At 59.6% G+C, this 22,585-nt stretch carries 24 protein-coding genes and 1 tRNA gene; 3 read left to right on the forward strand and 22 right to left on the reverse strand.

The window, feature by feature from the left end; all coding sequences use genetic code 11:
* Positions 1-3: 3 nt before the first annotated feature.
* The 21 genes from WC421_04910 to WC421_05010 all read right to left on the reverse strand — a co-directional run bounded on the left by WC421_04910 (position 4) and on the right by WC421_05010 (position 16,476).
* A complete protein-coding gene (locus WC421_04910) occupies positions 4-249 on the reverse strand; it encodes a hypothetical protein (GenBank protein ID MFA5161565.1) in 246 nt (81 codons plus the stop codon).
* Positions 250-259: 10 nt separating this feature from the next.
* Positions 260-577 carry a hypothetical protein gene (locus WC421_04915; GenBank protein ID MFA5161566.1) on the reverse strand — a complete coding sequence of 106 codons (318 nt, stop codon included), beginning with the start codon at positions 575-577 and terminating at the stop codon, positions 260-262.
* A gap of 16 nt (positions 578-593) precedes the next feature.
* Positions 594-920 carry a hypothetical protein gene (locus WC421_04920; protein ID MFA5161567.1) on the reverse strand — a complete coding sequence of 109 codons (327 nt, stop codon included), beginning with the start codon at positions 918-920 and terminating at the stop codon, positions 594-596.
* Positions 921-949: 29 nt separating this feature from the next.
* On the reverse strand, positions 950-1,360 hold the full coding sequence (locus WC421_04925) for a hypothetical protein (protein MFA5161568.1): 411 nt from the start codon (positions 1,358-1,360) through the stop codon (positions 950-952).
* 102 nt (positions 1,361-1,462) lie between these two features.
* Positions 1,463-2,017 carry a hypothetical protein gene (locus WC421_04930; protein MFA5161569.1) on the reverse strand — a complete coding sequence of 185 codons (555 nt, stop codon included), beginning with the start codon at positions 2,015-2,017 and terminating at the stop codon, positions 1,463-1,465.
* A gap of 112 nt (positions 2,018-2,129) precedes the next feature.
* The gene (locus tag WC421_04935) at positions 2,130-2,711 is read right to left on the reverse strand and encodes a hypothetical protein (GenBank protein MFA5161570.1); all 582 of its coding nucleotides are present in this window, start codon (positions 2,709-2,711) and stop codon (positions 2,130-2,132) included.
* A gap of 115 nt (positions 2,712-2,826) precedes the next feature.
* Complete coding sequence (locus WC421_04940) at positions 2,827-3,591, reverse strand: ABC transporter ATP-binding protein (protein MFA5161571.1); 765 nt, start codon at positions 3,589-3,591, stop codon at positions 2,827-2,829.
* Positions 3,588-4,361: an ABC transporter permease gene (locus WC421_04945; GenBank protein ID MFA5161572.1), complete on the reverse strand. Its 774-nt coding sequence runs from the start codon at positions 4,359-4,361 to the stop codon at positions 3,588-3,590. The genes WC421_04940 and WC421_04945 overlap by 4 nt, the downstream gene beginning before the upstream one ends.
* A gap of 1 nt (position 4,362) precedes the next feature.
* Positions 4,363-5,106, reverse strand: coding sequence for a hypothetical protein (locus WC421_04950; GenBank protein MFA5161573.1), 744 nt, complete (start codon positions 5,104-5,106; stop codon positions 4,363-4,365).
* Positions 5,107-5,315: 209 nt separating this feature from the next.
* Complete coding sequence (rocD, locus tag WC421_04955) at positions 5,316-6,539, reverse strand: ornithine--oxo-acid transaminase (protein ID MFA5161574.1); 1,224 nt, start codon at positions 6,537-6,539, stop codon at positions 5,316-5,318.
* Between the two features lie 50 nt (positions 6,540-6,589).
* Positions 6,590-7,981, reverse strand: a complete 1,392-nt coding sequence (locus tag WC421_04960; protein MFA5161575.1) for an MFS transporter — start codon at positions 7,979-7,981, stop codon at positions 6,590-6,592.
* Between the two features lie 37 nt (positions 7,982-8,018).
* Positions 8,019-8,093: transfer RNA gene (locus tag WC421_04965), tRNA-Arg, on the reverse strand.
* A 274-nt stretch (positions 8,094-8,367) separates the two neighbouring features.
* On the reverse strand, positions 8,368-9,174 hold the full coding sequence (locus WC421_04970) for a phosphoribosyltransferase family protein (GenBank protein MFA5161576.1): 807 nt from the start codon (positions 9,172-9,174) through the stop codon (positions 8,368-8,370).
* Positions 9,171-9,851, reverse strand: a complete 681-nt coding sequence (locus WC421_04975; protein MFA5161577.1) for an XRE family transcriptional regulator — start codon at positions 9,849-9,851, stop codon at positions 9,171-9,173. The genes WC421_04970 and WC421_04975 overlap by 4 nt, the downstream gene beginning before the upstream one ends.
* A gap of 304 nt (positions 9,852-10,155) precedes the next feature.
* Positions 10,156-11,142 carry a hypothetical protein gene (locus WC421_04980; GenBank protein MFA5161578.1) on the reverse strand — a complete coding sequence of 329 codons (987 nt, stop codon included), beginning with the start codon at positions 11,140-11,142 and terminating at the stop codon, positions 10,156-10,158.
* A 137-nt stretch (positions 11,143-11,279) separates the two neighbouring features.
* Positions 11,280-12,149 carry a ParB/RepB/Spo0J family partition protein gene (locus WC421_04985; GenBank protein MFA5161579.1) on the reverse strand — a complete coding sequence of 290 codons (870 nt, stop codon included), beginning with the start codon at positions 12,147-12,149 and terminating at the stop codon, positions 11,280-11,282.
* Positions 12,150-12,151: 2 nt separating this feature from the next.
* Positions 12,152-12,988, reverse strand: coding sequence for an AAA family ATPase (locus WC421_04990; protein MFA5161580.1), 837 nt, complete (start codon positions 12,986-12,988; stop codon positions 12,152-12,154).
* Positions 12,989-13,057: 69 nt separating this feature from the next.
* Complete coding sequence (locus tag WC421_04995; GenBank protein MFA5161581.1) at positions 13,058-14,407, reverse strand: nodulation protein NfeD; 1,350 nt, start codon at positions 14,405-14,407, stop codon at positions 13,058-13,060.
* Between the two features lies 1 nt (position 14,408).
* On the reverse strand, positions 14,409-15,386 hold the full coding sequence (gene lepB / locus WC421_05000; protein MFA5161582.1) for a signal peptidase I: 978 nt from the start codon (positions 15,384-15,386) through the stop codon (positions 14,409-14,411).
* Between the two features lie 80 nt (positions 15,387-15,466).
* A complete protein-coding gene (locus tag WC421_05005) occupies positions 15,467-15,859 on the reverse strand; it encodes a barstar family protein (GenBank protein ID MFA5161583.1) in 393 nt (130 codons plus the stop codon).
* Positions 15,859-16,476, reverse strand: coding sequence for a ribonuclease domain-containing protein (locus tag WC421_05010; GenBank protein MFA5161584.1), 618 nt, complete (start codon positions 16,474-16,476; stop codon positions 15,859-15,861). Before WC421_05010 ends, WC421_05005 begins: the two co-directional genes overlap by 1 nt.
* 339 nt (positions 16,477-16,815) lie before the next feature.
* Between WC421_05010 and secA the strand changes: the two genes are divergently transcribed.
* Positions 16,816-19,446: a preprotein translocase subunit SecA gene (secA, locus tag WC421_05015; protein ID MFA5161585.1), complete on the forward strand. Its 2,631-nt coding sequence runs from the start codon at positions 16,816-16,818 to the stop codon at positions 19,444-19,446.
* 265 nt (positions 19,447-19,711) lie between these two features.
* On the opposite strand, the gene WC421_05020 is transcribed toward secA, so the two are convergent.
* Positions 19,712-20,005 (reverse strand): DUF3467 domain-containing protein, encoded by a 294-nt coding sequence (locus WC421_05020; protein MFA5161586.1) that lies wholly within the window; start codon positions 20,003-20,005, stop codon positions 19,712-19,714.
* Positions 20,006-20,185: 180 nt separating this feature from the next.
* Here WC421_05020 and WC421_05025 point away from each other — a divergent pair, with 180 nt between their 5' ends.
* Together WC421_05025 and WC421_05030 are read left to right on the forward strand one after the other, a co-directional pair.
* Entirely contained in the window at positions 20,186-21,394 is a 1,209-nt protein-coding gene (locus WC421_05025) for a pyridoxal phosphate-dependent aminotransferase family protein (GenBank protein ID MFA5161587.1), read from the forward strand.
* A gap of 13 nt (positions 21,395-21,407) precedes the next feature.
* Positions 21,408-22,571, forward strand: a complete 1,164-nt coding sequence (locus tag WC421_05030; GenBank protein ID MFA5161588.1) for a hypothetical protein — start codon at positions 21,408-21,410, stop codon at positions 22,569-22,571.
* The last annotated feature ends 14 nt before the right edge of the window (positions 22,572-22,585 follow it).

The following is a 22,585-nucleotide window of genomic DNA, read 5'->3' on the forward strand; positions in this document are numbered from 1 at the left end:
CCTTCAATTCTGTCCCAGCGGGGGCGCAAAGTCGGTGGTGAACGAATAGGTCGTCGCCCCTCTTCCCAGCGCCCCGTTTATGGCTCTGTGGCGCAGCAGAGTTACCGTTACCCGCTGGTCCTTCTCCGCGTCGTGGCGGTGCTGCCAGGCTTTGCGCGCTGCGTATCCGGCGGCAAATCCCGCAAGCAGGAGAGCCGCCGCTTTTGCCGCCATCACCAGTTTTTTCCGGTCCGCGCTCTGGTCCGCCATTGTCCCTCGGTTACTGACGGAAGTGGATATGCCCGTGAATTTTCCACCGGGTAACAATCATTCTGGGGTGCACGGACACGCTGGAGCCGGTTATTTTCGCCGCCTCCTTGGTGGCGGGCGTCCCGGACGACATGTCCAGTTTCTGAACCCCGTCGGCCACGGAAGAGGCATAGGCCTCTAGGGCGGTCCAATGCTCGTCCCAGATGGCGCGTATGTCGCCGTCGGACATCAGCGCCGGATCCTCCGCCCGCGCCGCGCCCGCCAGCAGTCCCGCCGCCAGCCCCGCCGCAAGCATCAGCAAACACAATATTCTGCCGTTTTTTGTCATGACGGATTTCCCCATATCACAGGAAATGCATGTGGCCGTGCACGCGCCATCTTGTGACAATCATCTTCGGGCACAGCGAGACATGGCCGCTTTCTATTTTGGCCGCGACAGCGGTATCGCCGCTGAGTCCGGTATCCTTCAAAAACTCCACATATTTGCCGTCGGCGGACACATAGGCGCCGATGGCCGTCCACTTGTCGTCCCAGACCACGCTGGCTTTTGACTCGCCGCCGGATTTTTCCGTGGGGTCGCTTGCCTGAGCCCGGCGCGAGGCGACAAACAACCCCGCCATCAGGCCCAGCGCCGCCAGAAGCACATAAAACATCCTGTTCGTCTTTTCCATTCAAGCACCTCGCTTGTCCGAGACAGCCGCTACATAAGCGAGCCGGGGCCCTTAATGAAGAACGGGAACGCCCGCGTGCCGCCTATGTGCAGCTTATACACTATACTGAAATTCATTGGAGAATCCACCGTGACATCTATGTACCACTGGCCGCTTACTTTTTTCACGGTGTATTCCGGATTATACACCCTTTTGTTAATGGCGTATTTTATGCTTTTGCTCCCGGAAGAAACAGTGCCGTTGGAGATGTCAAGAATGGCAGCGGTGGCGCCGGCCTCGCAGACATACCGCGCCGTTATTCTGTCCAGCGTAAGGGTGAGGTCGGTCATTTTGGCATTCATAAGCACCATCGTGGCGGCGATAATGGACGATATAAGCAGCACTATGCCAAACACCACCATAAGCGCAAAGCCCTTTCTGTTTCCCCGCAAGTCCGCCATAAATATCCCTGCGCGCCGGCGCATTTCCACGGCGCCGTCAGGCTAAAATCTAACCATAAAGCGCGTTTGTTGTCAACTGCGCCGGAGCACGGAAAATTACTCCTATTTATTCTCCCAGGTGAAATCCCCTTCTCTCAATTGAAGCTGGTCATTGGCCGCAGCCATGGGCGCCGTGCCCAGATAATAGTATTTGCGCGGCCCGTCCGTGGTGTCCTGCCAGGATATGGACGCCTGGAAATCAAACCCCAGGTCCGAGGGCGTGTTTTCGTAAGTCATCACAACGCTGTTGGGCGCGGCGGCGGGCACAAGGCCCATGCTTTTTATATCCATGTTGCCGAAAGGCCCGGGGTTGCCCATTTCGGAGCGCGTTTCGGCGTATCCCGATCCGGTGTAGGCGTATACGCCGGAAAAATGGTGAACCGCGTTGTTGGCGCAGCGCCATTCCATCTGCTCCCGCAGGAGATTTATGGCCACGTAATTGTAATCCGACACCCGCAAATTGCGCCGGGTCGTAAGATAAAAGGCCATATACGCGCCCACTGCGGTCGCCAGAATGGCCGTGGCCACTATGACCTCCGCCAGCATGAAGCCCGAAACCGCCTTTGCCGGCAGGCGGCGCGCCAGCGGACGGACCGCGGCTCCTCGGCATAAATCCATCAACTCCTCCGCAATGCGCGGCGCGCACGGCAGCCGCCGGCGCGCCCGCCCTCAAAAATGAACGAAACCATGGCGGCTTTTATTGCGCCGCGCCGGGCAGGGACAAGGCGCGTCATTTGTCCTCCCAGGTGAAAGAGGCCTCTCTCAACTGCAACTGGTCATTGACTTCCGACATCGGCAATGTGCCCAATTCGCGCTTTCGCAGCGGCCCGTCGGGGGTGTCGCGCCATTCCACCGAGGCGTAAGCGTTGTGGCAGCCGCCGGGGCCGTTGGTATAGTTGTAAAAGGCGATTATAACGCTTTGCGGCGCGCCCGGCGGCACGAGATTTTTTGTCAGCAAATTCATTTCAATGGGCATGTTGGAGCCGTCGTCGGCGCCGTACAAAATCCATTCTTTCCAGCCGTAGCCTATCGCAGACGAAGTGCCGGACCCAGCCCCCGGCTGCATAGTGAGAGTAAATCCGGTCGCGGGGGGGTAATAGTACTTAATGGCAAATTGGTGAAGCGCATGTGTGGATTCGCGCCATTCCATCACCTCACGGCACAGATTTATGGCGACGTAATCGTAGTCGGACACCTTAAGGTTGTGCTTCATCGTGGAGTAAAAAGCCATATACGCGCCCACGGCGGTAGCCAGAATGGCCGTAGCCACCAGAACCTCCGCCAGCATGAACCCCTTCATGCGGCGCTTCACACCCTTTCCGCCGCGGAAATTATTTTGTCGCATGCGATAAAATAACACCCTCTCCACTCTTACAGGTGTATCATAATTTCACAGGCGCCATCAACCGCCGGGAAAGCGCGCGGCGTCAATCCAAATCGCGCAGCTTCATCTGTATGGGGCCGGAGCCGGAGCCTTCCGCGAACTGGCGCACATAAGGGTTGTCCGTTTTGCGGAACTCCTCCGGCGAGCCGGAGAAAATGAAATTTCCTTCGTGCAGCATGGCGATTTTGTCGGCGATTTTATAGGCGGACTTCATGTCATGGGTGATGACTATGGCCGTAACCTTCAGCTTGCGCTTGAGGTCCAGTATCAAATCGTTGATGATGTCGGACATTATGGGGTCAAGGCCGGAGGTCGGCTCGTCATAGAGAATATACTGCGGGCCGGCGGCTATGGCGCGCGCCAGCGCGACGCGCTTTTTCATGCCGCCGGAAAGCTCGGAGGGGCGCAAATCCTCGGCATTGGCAAGGCCCACCAGCGCCAGCATCTCCTTTGCCACCGTCCGGTAATGCGAGGGGGGCACGTCGCTTAAATACTTCAGCCCGAAGCTGACATTCTCCCACACGGAAAGCGAGTCAAAAAGCGCGCCCTCCTGGAACAGATAGCCAAAGCCGCGCCGCAGCTGCGCAAGCCGGTATTCGTCGTTGGTGTCGGCTATTTCCCGCCCGTCCACTTTTATGCTGCCGGCGTCCGGCTTTATAAGCCGAATAACGCATTTTATGAAAGTGCTTTTCCCCGTTCCCGATCCGCCCACCACGCAAAGCGTCTGGCCGGAGGGGATGTCTATATCCAGCCCCTTAAGCACGGCTTTGGGGCCGAAATGTTTTTTAAGGCCGCGAATCTCTATCATATTCCCAGCGCCACCAGCACCGCCGTGGCGAAATAATCCAGCACCAGCACCAGCACCATGCTGGCAACCACCGCGCCGGTGGTGGAGCGGCCCACGCCTTCCGCGCCGCCGCGGGTGGACAACCCCTTGTAACAGCAAACCGTCGCTATCATGAAAGCGAACAGAAAAGACTTGGAAAACCCGTGCATGAAATCCCTTACCTGCATGAAAGTCAGTATATCGTGCCGGTAGGTGGAGGAGGGAACATCCAGCTTGAACACGCTTACAAAAAACCCGCCCATTATGCCGGAAAAATCGGCAAACACGGTAAGCAGCGGCAGCATGGCAAGGCAGGCGATATAGCGCGGTATCGCCAGATAGCGCGCCGGATTGGTGCCCAGGGTGTAGAGCGCGTCTATCTGCTCGGTAACGCACATGGTGCCCAGCTCCGCCGCCATGGCCGCGCCGGCCCGTCCCGCAACGACTATGGCCGTAAGCACGGGCCCCAGTTCCTTTACCAGCGAGAAGCCGACCAGCGCGCCTATATAAATCGGCTCGTTGAAAATATTCTTGGTGGTGGTTCCGGCCTGAAGCGCCAGCACCATGCCGGTGAAAAAGCTGGTCAGCGCCGTAACCGCCAGAGAATCCACGCCTATGCGCGCGGCCTGAATGAAGGCCTGTCTCCATTCTATTTTCGCCTTTACCGCCCAGAACAGGCAGGAGCGAACCAGCAGAGCCGCCCTGCCGAATTCCACGGCGGCGGCTATAATCCGCTCCCCGATAAATTTCATTTTAAGGGACCTGCTCCAGCTTCACCGAGGCGGCCCGGCTGTTGACCACCAGGACCGGATAGGAGTTGCCGTCGTCCGTGGCGGCAAGCGGGTTGACGCGGTAGGTAACGGTTACGGCCCCGCCGCGCTCGGAAGCGCCCACGGGCTCAAATATTTTGCTCGGGAATTCCGAGATGGAAACCAGCATCACCGCAATCTGCCGCGAGAAATCGGCTTTGGGCAGCGGGGTGGCGGGATGCGTCTTGCCGAATTCGGAATAATTGAACTGGTCGCGGAAAACCTTGGCGGACACCGGCGCGGAAGGCAGGGACTTGCTTTTCGCCTGGCCGGGCGGCGCGCCGCGCAGCGACAAATGCGCGTTTTTGGACGGCGTCCCGGGCGCGGACACATGGCGGGAAAGGTCGCTTTCCTTCATGCTCACGGCGGGTATCTTTTTGGCGGCGGCCATTTCGGCCAGCACCTCGGATACCGGCTTGGGGGGCATCATCGCGCCCACAAAATCGCGCTCCTGCCGAACGGAGATATGCCCGCGGGCGGCCTCTCCGGGCAGCATTATGGCGGCCTGGGAGATTTTCCTGGCCGGCGGCTCCGGGACGGAGCCCGCGCGCAGCATATTGCCCATCTCCACCGGCGGCGGGCTGTCCTGGCGGAAAAGCCCCCACCACGTCCCGGCCACGGCCAGGACCATTCCGGCGGCAACCCAGGCAACAATCCTGTCGCGCCCCTCCAATTGCGGTAATTTCATGCCTTATTATACCAGAAAGCGCGGGAATCATCGCCCCGGAAATTGCAGTTGGCAGCGGAAACCGTGGCGGCGGACGGCGAGGACAGCCCGGCGCAAAATTTGCCTGAAAGTTTCAGGCTGGCATACCCGCAGGGTTTGCCGGAAAAATTACGCGCAGGAATGTCCCGCCGTCCGCCGCCGAATTCCGCCGCCCGGCTGCGATTCCGGGATTATTTCAGCGCTTTGGCTATGCGCTTGAGCGCCCAGTCAATCTCCTTTTGGGTGATGATAAGCGGCGGGGCAAACCGTATGACATTCTCATGCGTTTCCTTGCAGAGAAGCCCCGCGTTCATCATCGCCTCGCAGAAGCGGCGCGCGCCGCCGGCTTCGGCCTTGAGTTCCAGGCCGATTAACAGCCCCTTGCCGCGCACTTCCTTGATATGGGGTGATTTAATTTCGCGCAGCTTCTGCATGAAATAGCGGCCCAGCTCGTCGGCTTTTTCGGCCAGCCTGTCCTCGGCGAGAATTTTGAGCGCCTCGCGCGAGACGGCGCAGGCCAGCGGGTTACCGCCGAATGTGCTGCCATGGTCGCCGGGGTTGAGCACTCCCAGCACCTCTTTGGAGGAGACCACAGCCGAAATCGGCATCACCCCGCCGCCGAGGGCTTTTCCCAGCGCCATCATGTCAGGGCGCGCGCCCTCGTGCTGCCAGCAGAAGTTTTTGCCGGTGCGGCCAAAGCCAGTCTGAATCTCGTCGGCCACGAAAAGCGCGTTGTGCTGCGTGCACAGCTCGCGCGCGGCCTTGAGGTAGCCGTCCGGCGGGACCAGTATGCCGGCCTCGCCCTGTATCGGCTCAAACAAAAACGCGGCGGTATTTTCGTTGAATGCGGCGCGCAACTCGTCTATGTTGCCGTAGGTTACGACCTTGAATCCCGGCGTGAACGGGCCGAAGCCGTCTTTGTACTGCGCCTCGGTGGAGAACCCGACTATGGTGGTGGTCCTGCCGTGGAAGTTGTTGGCGCAGACTATGATTTCGGCCTTGTCCTGCGCGGTTTTTTTGACTTTATACGCCCATTTGCGTATGACTTTGATGGCGGTTTCAACCGCTTCGCCGCCGGTGTTCATGGGCAGCGCCATTTCGTAGCCGGTGAACTCACACAGCTCTTTAAGCCAGGGGCCCAGCTGGTCGTTGTTGAAAGCGCGCGAGGTCAGCGTAACCTGCTTTGCCTGTTTAACCAGCGCGGCGATTATGCGCGGATGCCGGTGGCCATGGTTAAGCGCGGAATACGCGCTTAGCATGTCCAGATATTTTTTGCCCTCGGGGCTTTTGACCCATATCCCTTTGGCCGAGCTTATCACTATCGGCAGCGGATGGTAGTTGTTGGCGCCGTAGGTTTCGGCAAGGGAGATAAGAGCGGCGGATTTTGCCGCCGTGTCCTGCGTTGCTGTGTCCATAATTTCCTCCTGATGGCCCATTCTGGCAAATTCTGGGGCCTGAAAACAGATTAAGCCTCAACCGGCGTTTTTTGCCCCGGCGCGGGGCAGGCGGGGGCGTGTTTTGGCATAAGCCAGTTGCGCAGCAGTATAAGCCCGACGGGCGAGACGCAGGCGAAAAAGCCGTATATCGTCCACATCGCGCCGGTGCTCTGGTAGCCGTGCGCCGGCACGAAAATCTCCAGCATGGAGCCGGAATACAGCCCGGTGGTGAATTTCGCCAGAAACCACGGAATGCCGGCCAGCCCCATGTACGCGCCCACCTTGCCGAAAGGCGCGATGCTTGCCACATATTCAAGGAACCGGGACGACCAGACCGCCTCGCCCAGCGAAAACAGGATGGTATAGGCTATCAGCGCGGCCAGGTTGGGGCCGGGCGACAGGATAAACGTTGTCAGCGCCGAGATTGCGGTGCCGATTATCATCATGTTGATAATGCGGGCCTTGCGGGTAAACGCGGTTATGAGCGGAACGAAAACGACGATGATAAGCGGGTTGAGGCCGCTTATCCATTCAAATTTTGCGCCAACTTCAGCCGGATAGGCGCGGAAAACATAATCGGGCATGGTAAGCCATTGATGGGCGAACAGCGTCCGCACCGGCAGCAGCACGAAAATAAACGCCATGAATCTGGCGTCCATGAAGGGCAGCTCTTTTATTTTTTCGGTCCAGGGGCGGTGGTCCGGTTTGTGGTCCGCCGGGCAAATGCGTTGGGTCTGCTCCACTGTCTTTGTGAACAGCAGCATATTGGTTATCAGCATCACCGCCGTTACCACCGTGCAGACCATGAAAACGCCGTCTATGTCCCAGCCCAGGCCGTTGATTTTCAGGGAGCCGATTTTTATGAAAGTATCGCTCGTCCGAACATATGGCGAGAGGAAATTGGCGAATACTATGCCCAGATTCATGATTGCATACACCAGGCTGTAGCCGATGGCGGCGGTGCGCGGGTCCGCGTACTCCTTGGGGCCGGCGTATACCGTAGGCTGAAGCACGCCGGAGCCGAAGGCCATCAGTATAAGCCCCGCCCAGGCCGTCATAAACGCAGCCGAAGTCCCCGCCGACAGCGACGGCGCCAGGGTGATGAGAATTCTTCCGCCCAGCAGGAAGGCCAGCGCGAAGGTCAGCGCGCGGCGCACGCCCAGCCGGTCGGTCAGAAATCCGCAGCCGAGCATGAACAACGTTACCAGTCCCGTGAACATGGAAACGCTCAGCCCCGTCATGCGGTCGTCCATGCCCACGCGGGTTCCCAGGAACCGGGTCAGCAGAGTGAGTATGCCGAAATAGGCAATGCCGTCGCCGAAATTGGCCAGGTTGGACAGCCAGAACCCGCGCGAGGCGCCCGTGAGTATTTTGATGTTTTCTGCAAAGGACAGTTCCCGCTTTTCTTCCGCATCCGTCATGGATTTTCCCCTTTTCCCGCAGTTGCCGCAAAAAAACTGGCGCCCCCACTAAGAATCGAACTTAGATTCCCAGCTTAGAAGGCTGGTGCTCTATCCATTGAGCTATGGGGGCCTGAACGCATTATACCCATTTTCCCCCGCCCCGCGCGAGGCAGGCGGTTCCCGAATTCATCCGGTATTAGACTTGTCCCCCAATAGCATTTACCTGAATGTTTCAGTTGGATTGCGGAATTCGGCGGATGGCGCGGACAGTCCGACGCAGAATTTGACGAGCATACCCACAGGGTATGTAAGGAAAATTCTGCACAGGAATGTCCCGCCAGCCACCGCCGAATTCCGCAATCCAACTGCAATTTCCGGGTAAAGCCTATTGGGGGACAAGTCTATTATTCCCGCGCGGCGGCGAGGGCGGCCACGCGCAGCGCGCCCGCGGCTTTGAGCGCGGCGGCGCATGACTCCAACGTTGCGCCGGTGGTGGCCACATCGTCAATCAGCAGCACCGTTTTGCGGCGCAGGTCCGCGCCGGGGGCGGCGCAAAACGCGCTTCTGAGGTTTTCCAGCCGCGCCGCGCGGTCCAGCAGCGCCTGGCGGGGGGTGTCGCGCGGTTTTTCAAGCGCGGGCTCCAGCAGCGGGAGGCCGGTGCGCCCCGCCAGCGCGCGCGCCAGCTCCAGCGACTGGTTGTAGCCGCGCTCCGCCTGCCGGGTTTTTGACACCGGCACCGCCGCCAGATAATGAAACGGAGCAAGCTCGCCGTAGCGCTCCAACGCGGAGGCCATGTAGCCGGACAGAAATTCCGCGACGGAGGATTTTCCCTTGTATTTGAGATGGTGTATCAGCGACCGGGCCTGCGGGTTGAAAACCAGCGCGGCGCGGATAAGCGCGCATTTTCTGCGCCGGGCCTTCCAGCCCCGGCAGCGGCGGCAATGCGCGCCGCCGTCCGGCAGGGGGATGCCGCAGCTTTGGCATATCAGTTCCGGCAGCGGCTCCAGCCGGGACAGGCAGTCCGAACAGAGCGGCGCGGGCGGCGTTTCCTCCGTCCGGCGCAGTATGCGCGCGGCGGCTGTTCCCCCGCCGCAGCTGCGCCGCAGCGAAAGCGGCAGATCCCTTTTGCAGTGCAGGCAGGCGCGCGGAAACAGTATGTCCAGCGCCAGCGCGGCGGCGGCGCGCAGCCCTCCGCTGCCGGTTCCGCTCACGGCTTTCTGATGACTGCCAGCACCTGCCCCACCACGTTAAGCTCGTGCGGGGCGAGCTTGACGGTTTTCAGCGACGGGTTGTCGGGCCGCAGTTCCACACGGCGGTTTTTGCGGAAAATGCGCTTTATCGTGAATTCCATGCCCAGCCGCACCACCGCCAGCCGGCCCTCGTCCACCCAGTCGCACTGGGAAATCACGATGTAATCCCCCTCCCGCGCGGCGGGTTCCAGCCAGGAGCCGCGCGCCTTGAGCGCGAACACCTTTTTGCCCGGCGCGGCTTCCACCAGGACGGGCAGGTATTCGGTGGGCGGGTTTTCCAGCCCGAAATTGAAATTCTCGCCGGAGACGCTGCCGATGACGCCCACATGGATTGTGCGGCGCGGCTCCTCGGTCTCCAGGGCGGATATTATCTCGCACAGCCGCCGCTGCGAGGCCTCCGCGGCATCCGCCGCGGGCCCGCCGGAGGTATAGGAAACGGCGGGGTCGTCGTCAAAATACGAAAGCGGCTTTTCAAAAACATCCGCCAGCTTGCGCCGGTTGCCCGCGTCGGGGTGGAAACGATCGCGCACCCAGTGTGATACCACGCTGGAATCGCGCAGTCCCAGCCGTTTTGCAAGCTCTATCTTGGTCATCGCGCGCTCTTTGAGCAGCAGCGCGATTTTGGCTCCCAGCTTCATAACCCCTCCATGCGGCGGCGGGGCCGCGGTTGACGGCTTGTTTTATATATGATACAATCGTATCATACTTGATACATGCGCGGCGGCGCCTTCCGCCTCGCAGGATTGCGCGGGGAAGGAGTTCCCAGACGAATCCCTTCCTTCGCATGTCCGCCCGCGGGCGCGGCTCCCCAGGCTTGCAACCCCGCGGGCGGCACTATTTCAACAGAACTTATCATGTTGTATCAGCCTAATAATATTCTAATTTTGGGCGCGCGCAAGTCAATAGGCTAATCGGTTGAGGGCGGCAGACCGCGCGCGCGGGTCAGCGCATGGAGAGTTCTTTGCTGTAGCCGGTGTTTTCCAGCCAGTCCGCGGCGGCGGCGCGCACGAAGTAAATATCCAGAGAGGGCAGCCCGCTTCTGGGGACGGAAAACACATAGGGCGGGCCGTACAGGCGGGGGGTGATGCGCTGCCAGTCAAACCGGTCATGCGAAAGCTCCAGCCAGGCGGCGCGCACGTCCCGCCCCTGCGCGGTAAATGTAAACACTACGTTCTGCCCGTCGGCAAGCGCATGCACGGGGCTGACCTCCGGGCGCTGGGTATTGCGCGGAATCAGTTTTATGACCATGGCCGGCGCCATGCCCAGCGGCGTTCCCGGCGGTTGGGAAGAGTCGCGCGGCGGCGCGCCCTTGACCGAGCCGTTCACCCAGGCCACAACACCCGCCGCCGGCGCGCCGGCGATGATGGGCGACGACTGCGGGCCGGAAAACGGCTCGTTGTCGGACCAGAGGGCCAGATAATTGGGGTTCTCAAAGGAGATTTCGGAAAGCGGCACCTGCGCCCAGAACCAGCGGGCCGCGCCCGCGCCCTCCACGGTTTCGTCGGGGAGCGCCTCGCGGGGAATGTCCTTGTTTTCGGTCAGGAAATAGGTTTGCTGGGAATTAAAGACAGGGGACAAAGCCAGCCCCATGAATATCTTGCCCGGCAGCGGAATTTTGACCCAGGGCCTGTTCTCCGCCGTGGCGGATTTGGCGCGGCCAAGTTTCGCGCCGATGAAAGCCTTGGCATAAATCCCCCGCGCGGCGGGCGGCAGTTTTATTATCCAGCAGTTGTTATAGCCCACGTACCAGTTGCCGTCCCAGCCGGCGTCCGCATACATATAGTACCGGTTGATGTCGGCGACGGCGGAATCGTATACCGGAATGTCCGTCCGCGCCTGCGCGCGGGCGGGCGGCGTGATAAACAGCGGCAGCGCGCAGCAAAGGGCGGCGAATAATAGACTTGCTCCCGAATAAGGTTTATGAGGCAAAAAGACAGGATTTTGGCCTGCAACGCAGCGGACAGAGGCGAGCACACTCCGGCGGGGTGTGTAAGCCGATGGCCGCGAAGTTGCAGGCCAAAAGCCGTGATTTTTGCCCAAAAAATTATTCGGGAGCAAGTCTAATCTCACAGCTCTCCGGTCAGCCGGCGGTAAATGGCGTTGAGGCTGTCTGTGGAAGAATACCGTATGACCAGCGTCCCCGTCCCGGCCTTGCGGGCGGGGCGTATCTCTGTTTTCTCGCCGAGGGCGCGGCTTATGCGCTGCTCCGCGGCGGCGGTGTCCGCCGCTTTGCAGGCGGGGGGGCGTTTTCCGGAGGCGCCGCCGTCCGCGGCGCGGCGGCAGGTGTCTTCCGCCTGGCGGACGGTGTATTTGCGCTCCACAATCTCGCCGAACAGGCGCAGCCGCGTTCTGGGATGCGCCGTCAGCAGCGCGCGGGCATGGCCTTCGGTTATCAGGCCCGTCTGGATGGATTTGCGGATTTCCGGCTCCAGCTCCAGAATGCGCAGGCTGTTGGAGACTGCCGCCCGGCTTTTGCCGCAATAGCGGGCAAGGTCGGACTGGGAGACGCCGAATTTCTCCACCAGCCCGCTGTATGCCAGGGCGGTGTCCACGGGGTTCAAATCCTCGCGCTGGATGTTTTCCACAAGGGAGAGCGCCAGCATTTTCTCGTCGGACTGGGGGGGGCGGACGACGGCGTCTATCTCCTCCAGCCCGGCCAGTTTGCAGGCGCGCAGGCGGCGCTCGCCGGCGACAAGCTCGTACTCCCCGGTTTCGCGGTCGTAGACCACCACCACCGGCTGCGCCAGGCCGTGCAGCTTTATTGATTCGGCCAGCTCGGCTATGGATTGGTCGCTGAAATTCTGGCGCGGCTGGAAACGGTTCGGCTTGATTTTGTTTATCGGTATTTTGGCCGCCGCATTGCCGGCATTCTCTGGAGTGCCGGTCTGAGTCTGCCTGAAAAGGGCGTCAAGCCCCTTGCCCAAAGCCTGTCTCATATCTACCCTCCGTAATCAAAATCGTCGCCGTCGTCGCCGATATAGGGCTTGAGCCCCTCAAATTGCTTCGGATTCGCGCCGCGGCGCAGCAGAAATTCCACCGCAAGGTCAAAATACGCTATCGCGCCGCGGCAGGCGGGGTCATAGGTGAATATGCTCTGCCCGAAACTGGGGGCCTCTGCAAGGCGGACATTGCGCGGAACCGGGGTTTTATAAACCCGCTCGCCGTAATAGCGGAAAATCTCATCCTTCACCTGATTGGACAGGTTTATGCGCGCGTCGTACATGGTCAGCACCCCGCCATCTATTTTAAGGGCGGGATTGAGGAAGGTTTTGACCTTTGCCACCGTGTCGGTGAAATATGCCAGCCCTTCCATGGCATAATACTCGCATTGTATCGGGGTTATGACGCTGTCCGATGCGGCCAGCGCGTTCACCGTCAGCAATCCCAGCGAAGGCGGGCAGTCTATAAAGATGTATTTATACATTCCGCGCAGCGGGGCCAGCGCGGTTTTAAGAACATTTTCCCGGTGCTGCATTCCGGCAAGCTCCACTTCCGCCCCCGCCAGGTCATGGCTGGCGGGAATTACATCCAGCCATTCCATATCCGTCTGGCATATCGCGTCATGGGCCGAAACTTTGCCGGACATCACGTCGTAAATGGATTTTACGGATTTTTCCGGCGCAATGCCCAGCCCGGAGGAGGCATTGCTCTGCGGGTCCATGTCAATTACAAGAACTTCCTTGTCAAGGCAGGCCAGCGCGTAGGCAAGATTTACCGTCGTGGTGGTTTTGCCCACCCCGCCCTTCTGATTGGCAAGAGATATTATCTCCGTCATCGCACCCCCGGTTAGTTTTCATGTGAAAACATCTTAACAAAAACCCGGAACCCGCGCAATCTCCGGCAGCTACAGTTTTGAAACGGTCAGAACAAGGCCGGCCATGCTCTCCACTTTAACAGAGGAGCCTTCCGCTATCTCGCCGGAAGATGACACGGCGTCCCACAGCTCGCCCTGAATGAAAACCTTGCCGGAGGCGGATATGGCGGTTTTCGCTTTGCCTTTCTGGCCGATAAGCGATTCCGCGCCGGTTTCCACTTTTCTTAACTGCGCGCGCAGCACGACAATACCTATCAGCAACGCAATGAGCAGCAATCCGCCCACGGTGGACAAAAGAACCGACAACGTTACCCCAATTCCCATAGTCGGCACCCCTTTGAACAGCATCATAACGCCCATAACCAACGATATAATGCCGCCGGTGGTCAGCAATCCGTAGCTGGCCACATGCCACTCGGCAAAAAACAGTATGATTCCAAGCAGAATGAACAGCACCCCTGCGAAATTGGCCGAAAGCGTGTGGAAAGAGTAAAACGCCGTTATCAGCGACAGCGCGCCCGCAATTCCCGGCAATATCAATCCCGGATTGTACAGTTCTATCAGAATACCCGCCGCGCCGACGCTCATCAATATCATGGCCACATTGGGGTCGCTTATGGTGGAAAGGAATTTCTGGCGGCGTGTCTGCTCAAAAAATTCCAGCGCGGCGCCTTTGGCCCTGAAGCTGCCGAAACCGGCTATTTCCCGTCCATCAAGTCTGGCCAGCAAATCGTCCATATCGGAGGCGACAAAATCGGCCACATTGAGCTTCACCGCCTCGTCCGCCGTTACGGAATCGCTTTTGGAGACGGCTTTAAGCGCCCAGTCCGCATTGCGGCCCCGCTGCGCGCTTATGGACTTGAGATAGGCGGAAGCGTCGTTGAGGACTTTGCTTTCCATGGGGTCTTTCTTGTCGTCCTTGCTTTCGGAAACGCCTGACGCGCCCAGCATTACCGGATGTGCCGCGCCTATATTGGTTCCCGGCGCCATGGCCAGCACATTGGCCGCCATTCCGATGAAAACCCCCGCGGAGGCCGCCCGCGCCCCGGAAGGCGACACGTATACGATGACCGGCACTTTTGCCGCCATCATTTCTTTTATTATATCGCGCATGGCAAGGTCCAGCCCGCCCGGAGTGTCCAGCCGGATCACCAGCGCGTCCGCGCCGGCATTCGCCCGGCCTACGGCTTCCGCCAGATACTCGGCGGCGACGGGGCTTATGACGCCGGAAAAAGAGGCCACCAGAAAGCGGGGCCTGGCCTCCCCCGCCGGATAGGCGGGAAGCGGCGCGCTTTCCGCGCGCGCCGCCGGGACTTTGCCCGCCGCCGCGCATACGGCGGGGAGGGCTGCCAAAATCAGCGTAAAAAACAGTTTTTTCATATCAATGCACCATTTCCACCCTGTTGGGCGGCCAGTAGATGAACCACGCGCGGCCTTTTATGTTTTTTTCCGGCACCGGCCCCCAGAAACGGGAGTCGCATGAATGGTCGCGGTTGTCGCCCATGGCAAAATAGCTGCCGGGCGGGACTTTTACGGGGCCGAAATTGTCGCGCGCCTGCTCGCCTATGGCGCGGCCCAGGTCGCGGCCCTGCCAGAGCTTTTGATAATCATCCGGATTGACGCCCTCCGGCCTGGACTGGCGCATGGTGTCGCTGTAAACCGCGTATTTCTCGCCGGTCAGCAACTGCCCGTTCACCGAGACTGCGCCGTTATGCAGCTCCACCGTATCGCCGGGCAGGCCGATGAGCCGCTTTATGAAGTCCTTGTCATACTGATAGCCGCCGCACTGAATATCACGCGGGTCGTCGCTGGGGAAACGGAAAACTATGACATCGCCCTGTTTTATCGGCCTCAGCCGCAAAATACGCTTGTCCGTGAATGGGAGCTTCAGCCCGTAGCTGATTTTGTTGACGAAAATCCTGTCGCCCTCTATCAGCGTCTGGCGCATGGAGCCCGACGGAATTCTGAACGCCTGCACCAGAAAAAACATCACCACCGACGCCAGCAGCAGCGCGGAGGAGATGGTTTCCGTCCACTCCAGATCGCTTTTCATGGCTTCGGCCCTGTCCGCATCGCCGGATTTCAGATAGCGGACGAAATTCCAGATGAAGGCGATTGCTATGGCCGCGGACCAGAGAATCAACTGCTCCTTTGTGAGGCTGTACGGCGAGGCGGAATTGACGCGGCTTTCCATGCTTATGGAAAGCAGCATCATCCCCAGATGCGCCAGCCAGGCGGCGAACAGGCCGTGTACCAGCGCGCCCCAATGCAGGCCGAGGCGGTTCAGCTTATGCATCCGCCGGAACCAAAGCCAGTACGCGCCCATGAGCAACCCGACGAGAAAAAGCTTTTCTTCCATAAAATCTCCAGTGGCGCGCGTTCAGCGAACGGCGCTCCGGTCCATTATACCTTTTAAGGCGGTTGGGCGAAATATGGAGTTCACTCGCCGGACAGGATGAATTTAAGGGCGGGGCAGCCCTGCATCCGGCGGGCGCGCTGCGCGGCGAATTCAAGCGTCTGGAAAAGCTCCCCGTAAAGCGCGGGGTCGCGCCGGATTTCGGCGCGGTTTCCGATAACAACCAGGAATTTCTCCGACGGATGGAAGGACGGTAAATCCGACAGGTAATCCACCGCGGCGTCCCAGTTCGCCCCGAAATCCGCCGGGAATTTCAGCGCGGCGGCCATATGCTCCAGCAGTTCCGCCTTGCCGCGCATTTTCGCGCCGTCAAGCTCCAGCACGGCAAAGCCGCTTTCCAGCGCGGCGCGCTTTAGCGCCGCAGCTTCTGGCGGCGGCGCCTCAAGCACGTCGGGCTGGTCTTCCGGGAATGCCATCAGCGGACAACTTTCAGCTCTATGAAGGTGTTGTAATGGTCCGGCGTGTAGAAAATGCGCTTGCCGCCGCCGATGATAACCCGCTCCGAGCCGCGCTTGCTCATCATGGTGCCGGTCATATAGGTTTTTCCGCCTATCTGAATCGGAACCGGCCCGTCGCCCACTTCCCTGCCGGGGACTATAAGCGTGTATTCATGGTACCAGCCGGTTTGCTCCTTCGGAAGGCGGCCTTCCCGGTTTGTGAACACAGTGCCGTCCTGCTTGAATGGCAGTATGTCGCAGGTCGCAATCCGGCCCAGCAGGGTTGTTATGGCGCCGTTGCGCGGCTGGTCCTGCACCTCCGGGGAAAACCCGGCTCCCGGCGCGATGTCCTGCGACGGGACGCAGGTGCTGTTATAGGGCGCGTCGTGGCCCACGGGCGGGATTCCGGCTTTCTGCCTCTCGGCCCGGACATGCGCCCGCCCGGTGGCCGGGATTGCGGGGATTTTCGCGCCGGAGGACGCGTCGGACAGGCTTAGCAGGCCCGACAGCGCGCCGTCCGCCGATATATCCTGCCCGGAATAAGCGGGAAGCGAAAACGCGATTGCGGCGGACAGAAGGAGGAACAGCTTTTTCATATACGCTCCGAACCGGAGGAATGAAGCCCCTGCCCATTACCCGCAGTTGGCAACGGAATTCGGCGGCGGCTGGCGGGACATTCCTGTGCGGAATTTTCCTTACATACCGTACGGGTATGCTCGTCAAATTCCGCGGCGGACTGTCCGCGCCATCCACCGCCGAAATTCTCGCTGCCAGCTGCGGGTAATGGGCCTGGCGGGCCGCCTGCTACGCCGCGGTAATTATACCACGAAACGGATTTAATTCAAATGACCGGAACGCGGCGCGGAGTATATGCTAAAATACGGGTGAGCGGGACAGCCGCCCGCCGCCGCTAATTTTTTCGGAGACAGCTTCTTATGATACAACGGGTCGTGGAATCGTTTTTCGGGACCAAATCAGAGCGGGACCTCAAAAAGCTCCTGCCCGCGCTGGACAGGATAAACGCGCTGGAGGCTGAAATAAAGCCCCTTTCCGACGAGCAGCTCCGCGCCAAAACCGCCGAGTTCAGGGAGCGGCTTTCCGCCGGAGAAACGGTGGAGGACCTGCTGCCGGAGGCATTCGCCGTCGTGCGCGAGGCGGCGCGCCGCGCCATAGGCCTGCGCCATTTCGACGTGCAGATGCTGGGCGGCATGGTGCTGCACCAGGGTAAAATTTCCGAGATGCGCACCGGCGAGGGCAAAACCCTCGTGGCCACGCTGCCCGCCTATCTTAACGCGCTCTCGGGCAAGGGCGCGCATGTAGTAACCGTCAACGATTACCTGGCCAAGCGCGACCGCGCGTGGATGGGGCCGGTATTCGAATTCCTGGGGCTTACCGTCGGCTTCATACTTCACGACATGCGCAACGACGAACGGCAGCGCATGTACCGCTGCGACATAACCTATGTAACCAATAACGAAATCGGCTTTGACTACCTGCGCGACAACATGGTCATAGACAAGGCCGAGCGCGTGCTGCGCCCGCTGCATTTCGCCGTTATAGACGAGGTGGACTCCATACTCGTAGACGAGGCGCGCACCCCGCTGATAATATCCGGCCCGTCGGAAGAGACGACGGACAAGTACCATATAGTAAACCGCGTTACGCCCAACCTTAAAATCCGCAAGATAACCGACAAGGAAGAGGTCGCCGCCAAATACTCCGGCGAGGATCTGACCAAGGGCTACGACGCCATCATAGACGAAAAGGCCCACACCGTTACCCTCACCGACGACGGCGTCTCCAAGGCCGAGAAATTTCTGGGCGTGTCCAATATCTACGACGACGTGCAGTCCGAATGGGCGCATCACCTGACGCAGTCGCTGCGCGCGCACCACCTTTACGAGCGGGACGTGGATTACGTGGTAAAAGACGGCGAGGTCATAATCGTGGACGAGTTCACCGGCAGGCTCATGCCGGGCCGCCGCTGGTCCGACGGGCTGCATCAGGCGGTGGAGGCCAAGGAAGGGCTGGCCATAAAAGAGGAAAACCAGACGCTGGCCACCATCACCTTCCAGAATTTCTTCAAGCTCTACACCAAAATCTCCGGCATGACCGGCACCGCCATGACGGAATCCAGCGAATTCTGGGAAATTTACAAACTGGACGTCGTGGAAATTCCGCCCAATAAAAAGTGCGTGCGGATAGATTATGCGGACTCCATTTATCTCAACGAAAAGGCCAAGTTCAACGCCATCTGCGTAGAGATAGAGCAGCTCTGGAAAAAAGGCCAGCCCGTGCTTGTGGGCACGCGCTCCATAGAAAAATCCGAAAAACTGGCCGCCATGCTGCGCGGCAGGGGAATTCCGCATCAGGTCCTCAACGCCAAGTATCACGAGATGGAGGCCCAGATTATCGCCCAGGCCGGCAGGAAGGGGGGCGTTACAATCGCCACCAACATGGCGGGCCGCGGCACCGACATCGTGCTGGGCGGCAGCCCCGCAAACCCGGAGGAGCAGAAATACGTGGTGGAAAACGGCGGACTGCACGTGCTGGGGACCGAGCGGCACGAGGCCCGGCGCATAGACAACCAGTTAAGAGGCCGCTGCGCCCGCCAGGGCGACCCCGGCAGCTCCAGATTCTACCTCGGGCTGGACGACGAACTGATGCGGCTGTTCGGCTCCGACCGGCTGACGTCCGTCATGCAGACCCTCGGCGCCGAGGAGGACGAGCCGATAGAGCATCCCATCCTCTCAAAGCAGATAGAAGGCGCGCAGCGCCGCGTGGAGGCGCACAACTTTGACATACGCAAGCACCTGCTGGATTACGACAAGGTGATGAACCAGCAGCGCACGGCGATATACAATCTGCGCAACAAAATCCTGGACGGCGGCGACATAAGCGGCATGGCCGCCGCGATGATAGACGAGGTTCTGGAAGAATCGCTTTCCAAATGGGCCGCGGAGAACACGCATGTCCAGCTCTGGGACATGGAAAGCCTGACGGCGTTTTTCCGCCGCCTCTTCGGCATGGAGCTGCCGTATTCCGCCGAGGACATGGCCAAATGCCCGCGCGAAACCCTCATAACGGATTTGCGCGCCAAGGTGGAGCAGGTCTATCAGAAGCGCATTCAGGTGTTTGCCGAAAACGGGCTGGATTTTCACCATGTGGAGCGGATGCTGCTATTGCAGCTTATAGACCATTCGTGGAAAAGCCATCTCTACGAGCTGGACCAGCTGCAGAAAAGCATAGGCCTGCGCGCCTACGGCCAGAAGGACCCGCTTATAGAGTATCAGAAGGAATCGTTCGGGATGTACCAGTCCATGATGGCGCGGGTGCGCGACCAGATGGTGGATTATCTGTTCAAAATCCAGCCGCCTCCCAAGCCGCGCCCGGCGGAGGAAACCCCGCCCCCGGAAAACGCGCCGCAGCCCCGCGCGCCGCGACCCGCGGCAAGGCCGGAACGGAAACCCGCCGCGAAATCCGCGCCGGAGGCCCCCAAAACCGGCAGAAACGATCCCTGCCCCTGCGGCAGCGGCAAAAAATACAAAAAGTGCTGCGGACAGTAGCGGATAACTTCCCCGGCGGATTTTGTTTCTTGCGCTTCAGAAGCCGGCGGCATTTTTTCATGCTGCGCGGACGCGGCGACGGCTTAACCTGAAAATTTCAGTTGCCTGCGGGATTCGGCAAAAAATCGCTTCATACTGCCTTCACAAAATTATCCTTTCGCGCCGTGGAGCACGCGCGGATAATTTTGTTCGGCATTATTTTGCGCTTTTTCGCCTCGGTCCTCGCGTCAACTGAAACTTTCAAGCGTAGCGGCGGCGCAAAACATCAGCCCCTGCCCTGCGGCGCGGCGGATTTGTCCACTATCATGCCGAAACGTTCCTCGTATTTGCGGATATTATCCGCCAGCGCCATCATAAAGCGTTTGGCGTGCGCCGGGCTGGATATGATGCGCGAGCGCAGCTTCGCCTTCGGCTTCGTCGGCTGGAGGAACAGGAAATCCATGATGAATTCGGTTTCGGTGTGCGCCACTCCCGCCAAATTCGCGTACGCGCCCTGGGAAATCTGGTCGTCCGCGTCTATTTCAAGCTGCATCGGCTGCTGCGCTTTTGTGTCTGCCATAAAACCTCCGTTTGATTAGATGTTAGCACTTTTGATTCGGCTTTTTCCGAACATCAATTGTGCCGCGCGCCTGTTTTTATATAAAATAACTGGACAAATACTTCCGGCAGCGGTGGCGGGCCCGGCGTCTCAACGCGCCGGGCGCGGTTTGTGCTTTACGCCGCAAGGATATGGAGACAAATGGCTGACATATTCACCAAGTGCAGGGAATTCAAAACGGCGAAAGAGCTGGTCAGGCGCGGCGTTTACGGTTACTTCAAGCCTCTTGAATCCGCGCAGGGGCCGGAAGTGGTGGTGGAAGGCAGGAAAATGATAATGGCCGGCACCAACAACTACCTGGGCCTCGCCGACGACCCGCGCATGAAAAAAGCCGCCGTTGAAGCCATAACCAAATACGGCACCGGCTGCGCCGGCTCGCGCTTTCTGAACGGCAACACGATTTTCCATAACCAGCTGGAGCAGAAGTTGGCGCGCTTCAAAAAGCGCGGCGCGGCGCTTATCTACGCCACCGGCTACCAGATGAACATAGGCGTCGTCTCCTGCCTGCTGGGGAAAGACGACGTGGCCGTGGTGGACAAGCTGGACCATGCCAGCATTCTGGACGGCGTTAAATTTTCCGGGGCGGAGATGAAACGTTTCCGCCACAACGACCCCGCAAATCTGGAGCGCATTCTGGCGGCCATACCGCCCTCGCGCGGCAAGCTGGTCATCGTGGACGGCGTCTTCAGCATGGAGGGCGACATCTGCCCCCTGCCGGAGATAGCGCGCATCGCCAAAAAATACGGCGCGCGGCTTATCGTGGACGATGCGCACGGCACCGGCGTGCTGGGCGAACACGGGCGCGGCACCTGCGAGCATTTCGGACTGGAACACGACGAGGTGGACCTGATTGTGGGAACCTGCTCCAAGTCTTTCGCCTCGGTGGGCGGCTTTGTGGCGGGCGACAAGGACATCATACATTACATACAGCACAACTCCCGCTCCATGATATTCTCGGCGGCGCTGCCGGTTTCCTGCGTGGCCACCATCTCCACCGCGATAGACATAATAGAATCCGAGCCGCAGCGCCGCAAAAAACTCTGGGACAACGCGAAGATGCTCAAGAAAGGGCTGGAGGACGCCGGTTTCACCATCGGCCCCACGGAGACGCCCATAATCCCCGTCATCATCGGCGAGGATGCGAAATGCTTCATGATGTGGCGCGCGCTTTACGAGGCCGGGATATTCTCCAACCCGGTGGTCTGCCCGGCGGTGCCGCCGGGGCGCGCGCTGATGCGCGTTACCCCCATGGCCACCCACACCACCGGGCACATAAAGGCCATTGTGCGCACCTTCGCGGAATGCGCGGAACATATCGGGCTGCGGCCCGCCGCCGGAGCGCGCAAGTAAACCGGGAGAGGCGATGCCCGACATTGAAATACGGGAGATTCAGGAGCGCGAAATATCCGCGTTCGTGGATTTCCAGTATGAGCTTTACAAAAACGACCCGTACTGGATAGGCGACCTCAAAAGCTCGGTCCGGGCGCTGTTATCCCTCTCCCACCCCTTCTGGAAACATGCCGAGCGCAAACTGTGGCTGGCGTGCCGCCAGGGCCGCCCGGTTGCCCGCATAGCCGCCATAATCAACCAGACCCATAACGATTTTCACAATGAAAAAACCGGCTTTTTCGGCTTTTTTGAGACGGCAAACGACGCCGAAGCCGCCCGCGCGCTGGTCCTCAAGGCGGAAGGCTGGCTGAAGGAAAGCGGAATGGACAGGATGCGCGGCCCCGTGAACCCGTCCACAAACGACATGTGCGGGCTGCTCATTTCCGGCTTTGACTCGTATCCTAAGGTGATGATGCCTTACAACCCGCCTTATTACGGGGAAATGCTGGAGGGCTGCGGCCTGTCCAAAATAAAAGACCTGCACGCCTATATCCGGTTTTCCGAGCAGCCGCTTTCCGAGCGGATAGAGAAGATAATCTCCCGCATACAGACGCGCAAGGACTGGCGCGCGAGAGAGATCCGCCTGTCCGACTTGGGCCGCGAACTGGAAACCGTGCGCGAAATCTACAACGACGCCTGGAGCGAGAACTGGGGATTCGTGCCTATTTCGCGCGAGGAAATGGCCTTCGCCGCAAAAGAACTGCGCCCCGTGTTAAAACCCAAATACGGCTGCATCATAGAAGTGGACAACAGGCCCGCCGCCTTCAGCATAGTCTTGCCGGACATCAACCAGGCGCTGCGCCCGCTGCGCGGCGAGCTTAACCCGCTGAATTTCATAAAACTGCTTGTGGAAATGCGCCGCATCAGGCAAAGCCGGCTGCTGATGCTGGGGGTCAGAAAAGAATTCCGCAGCCGGGGCTTTGAGCTGATTCTCATAAAACACGCCATAAACACCGCGCGCGAGTGCGGCTGGCTGCACGGCGAGCTTTCCTGGATACTGGAAGACAATTATAAAATCATCTCCGTCATAGAGGAAATCGGCGGCAGGCTTTACAAAAAATACCGGATTTACTCAAAAGAGTTCTACGAACAGCCCCCCATGCTGCGCCCGGAAATATCGTCGTCGCAGTTTTTCTGAAAAACCCCCGCAAA

It is taken from the genome of Elusimicrobiales bacterium (assembly GCA_041651175.1).
Lineage (GTDB): Bacteria > Elusimicrobiota > Elusimicrobia > Elusimicrobiales > Elusimicrobiaceae > JAQTYB01.

Coding starts and splice junctions, on each gene's coding strand:
- WC421_04925 (MFA5161568.1), bottom strand. CDS start 1,360: ATGGCGGACTTGCGGGGAAACAGAAAGGGCTTTGCGCTTATGGTGGTG.
- WC421_04950 (MFA5161573.1), bottom strand. CDS start 5,106: ATGAAATTACCGCAATTGGAGGGGCGCGACAGGATTGTTGCCTGGGTT.
- WC421_04940 (MFA5161571.1), bottom strand. CDS start 3,591: ATGATAGAGATTCGCGGCCTTAAAAAACATTTCGGCCCCAAAGCCGTG.
- rocD (MFA5161574.1), bottom strand. CDS start 6,539: ATGGACACAGCAACGCAGGACACGGCGGCAAAATCCGCCGCTCTTATC.
- WC421_04910 (MFA5161565.1), bottom strand. CDS start 249: ATGGCGGACCAGAGCGCGGACCGGAAAAAACTGGTGATGGCGGCAAAA.
- WC421_04995 (MFA5161581.1), bottom strand. CDS start 14,407: ATGAAAAAACTGTTTTTTACGCTGATTTTGGCAGCCCTCCCCGCCGTA.
- lepB (MFA5161582.1), bottom strand. CDS start 15,386: ATGGAAGAAAAGCTTTTTCTCGTCGGGTTGCTCATGGGCGCGTACTGG.
- WC421_05005 (MFA5161583.1), bottom strand. CDS start 15,859: ATGGCATTCCCGGAAGACCAGCCCGACGTGCTTGAGGCGCCGCCGCCA.
- WC421_04985 (MFA5161579.1), bottom strand. CDS start 12,149: ATGAGACAGGCTTTGGGCAAGGGGCTTGACGCCCTTTTCAGGCAGACT.
- WC421_04930 (MFA5161569.1), bottom strand. CDS start 2,017: ATGGATTTATGCCGAGGAGCCGCGGTCCGTCCGCTGGCGCGCCGCCTG.
- WC421_05025 (MFA5161587.1), top strand. CDS start 20,186: ATGGCTGACATATTCACCAAGTGCAGGGAATTCAAAACGGCGAAAGAG.
- WC421_05030 (MFA5161588.1), top strand. CDS start 21,408: ATGCCCGACATTGAAATACGGGAGATTCAGGAGCGCGAAATATCCGCG.
- WC421_04960 (MFA5161575.1), bottom strand. CDS start 7,981: ATGACGGATGCGGAAGAAAAGCGGGAACTGTCCTTTGCAGAAAACATC.
- WC421_05020 (MFA5161586.1), bottom strand. CDS start 20,005: ATGGCAGACACAAAAGCGCAGCAGCCGATGCAGCTTGAAATAGACGCG.
- secA (MFA5161585.1), top strand. CDS start 16,816: ATGATACAACGGGTCGTGGAATCGTTTTTCGGGACCAAATCAGAGCGG.
- WC421_04975 (MFA5161577.1), bottom strand. CDS start 9,851: ATGAAGCTGGGAGCCAAAATCGCGCTGCTGCTCAAAGAGCGCGCGATG.
- WC421_04990 (MFA5161580.1), bottom strand. CDS start 12,988: ATGACGGAGATAATATCTCTTGCCAATCAGAAGGGCGGGGTGGGCAAA.
- WC421_04915 (MFA5161566.1), bottom strand. CDS start 577: ATGACAAAAAACGGCAGAATATTGTGTTTGCTGATGCTTGCGGCGGGG.
- WC421_04945 (MFA5161572.1), bottom strand. CDS start 4,361: ATGAAATTTATCGGGGAGCGGATTATAGCCGCCGCCGTGGAATTCGGC.
- WC421_04920 (MFA5161567.1), bottom strand. CDS start 920: ATGGAAAAGACGAACAGGATGTTTTATGTGCTTCTGGCGGCGCTGGGC.
- WC421_05010 (MFA5161584.1), bottom strand. CDS start 16,476: ATGAAAAAGCTGTTCCTCCTTCTGTCCGCCGCAATCGCGTTTTCGCTT.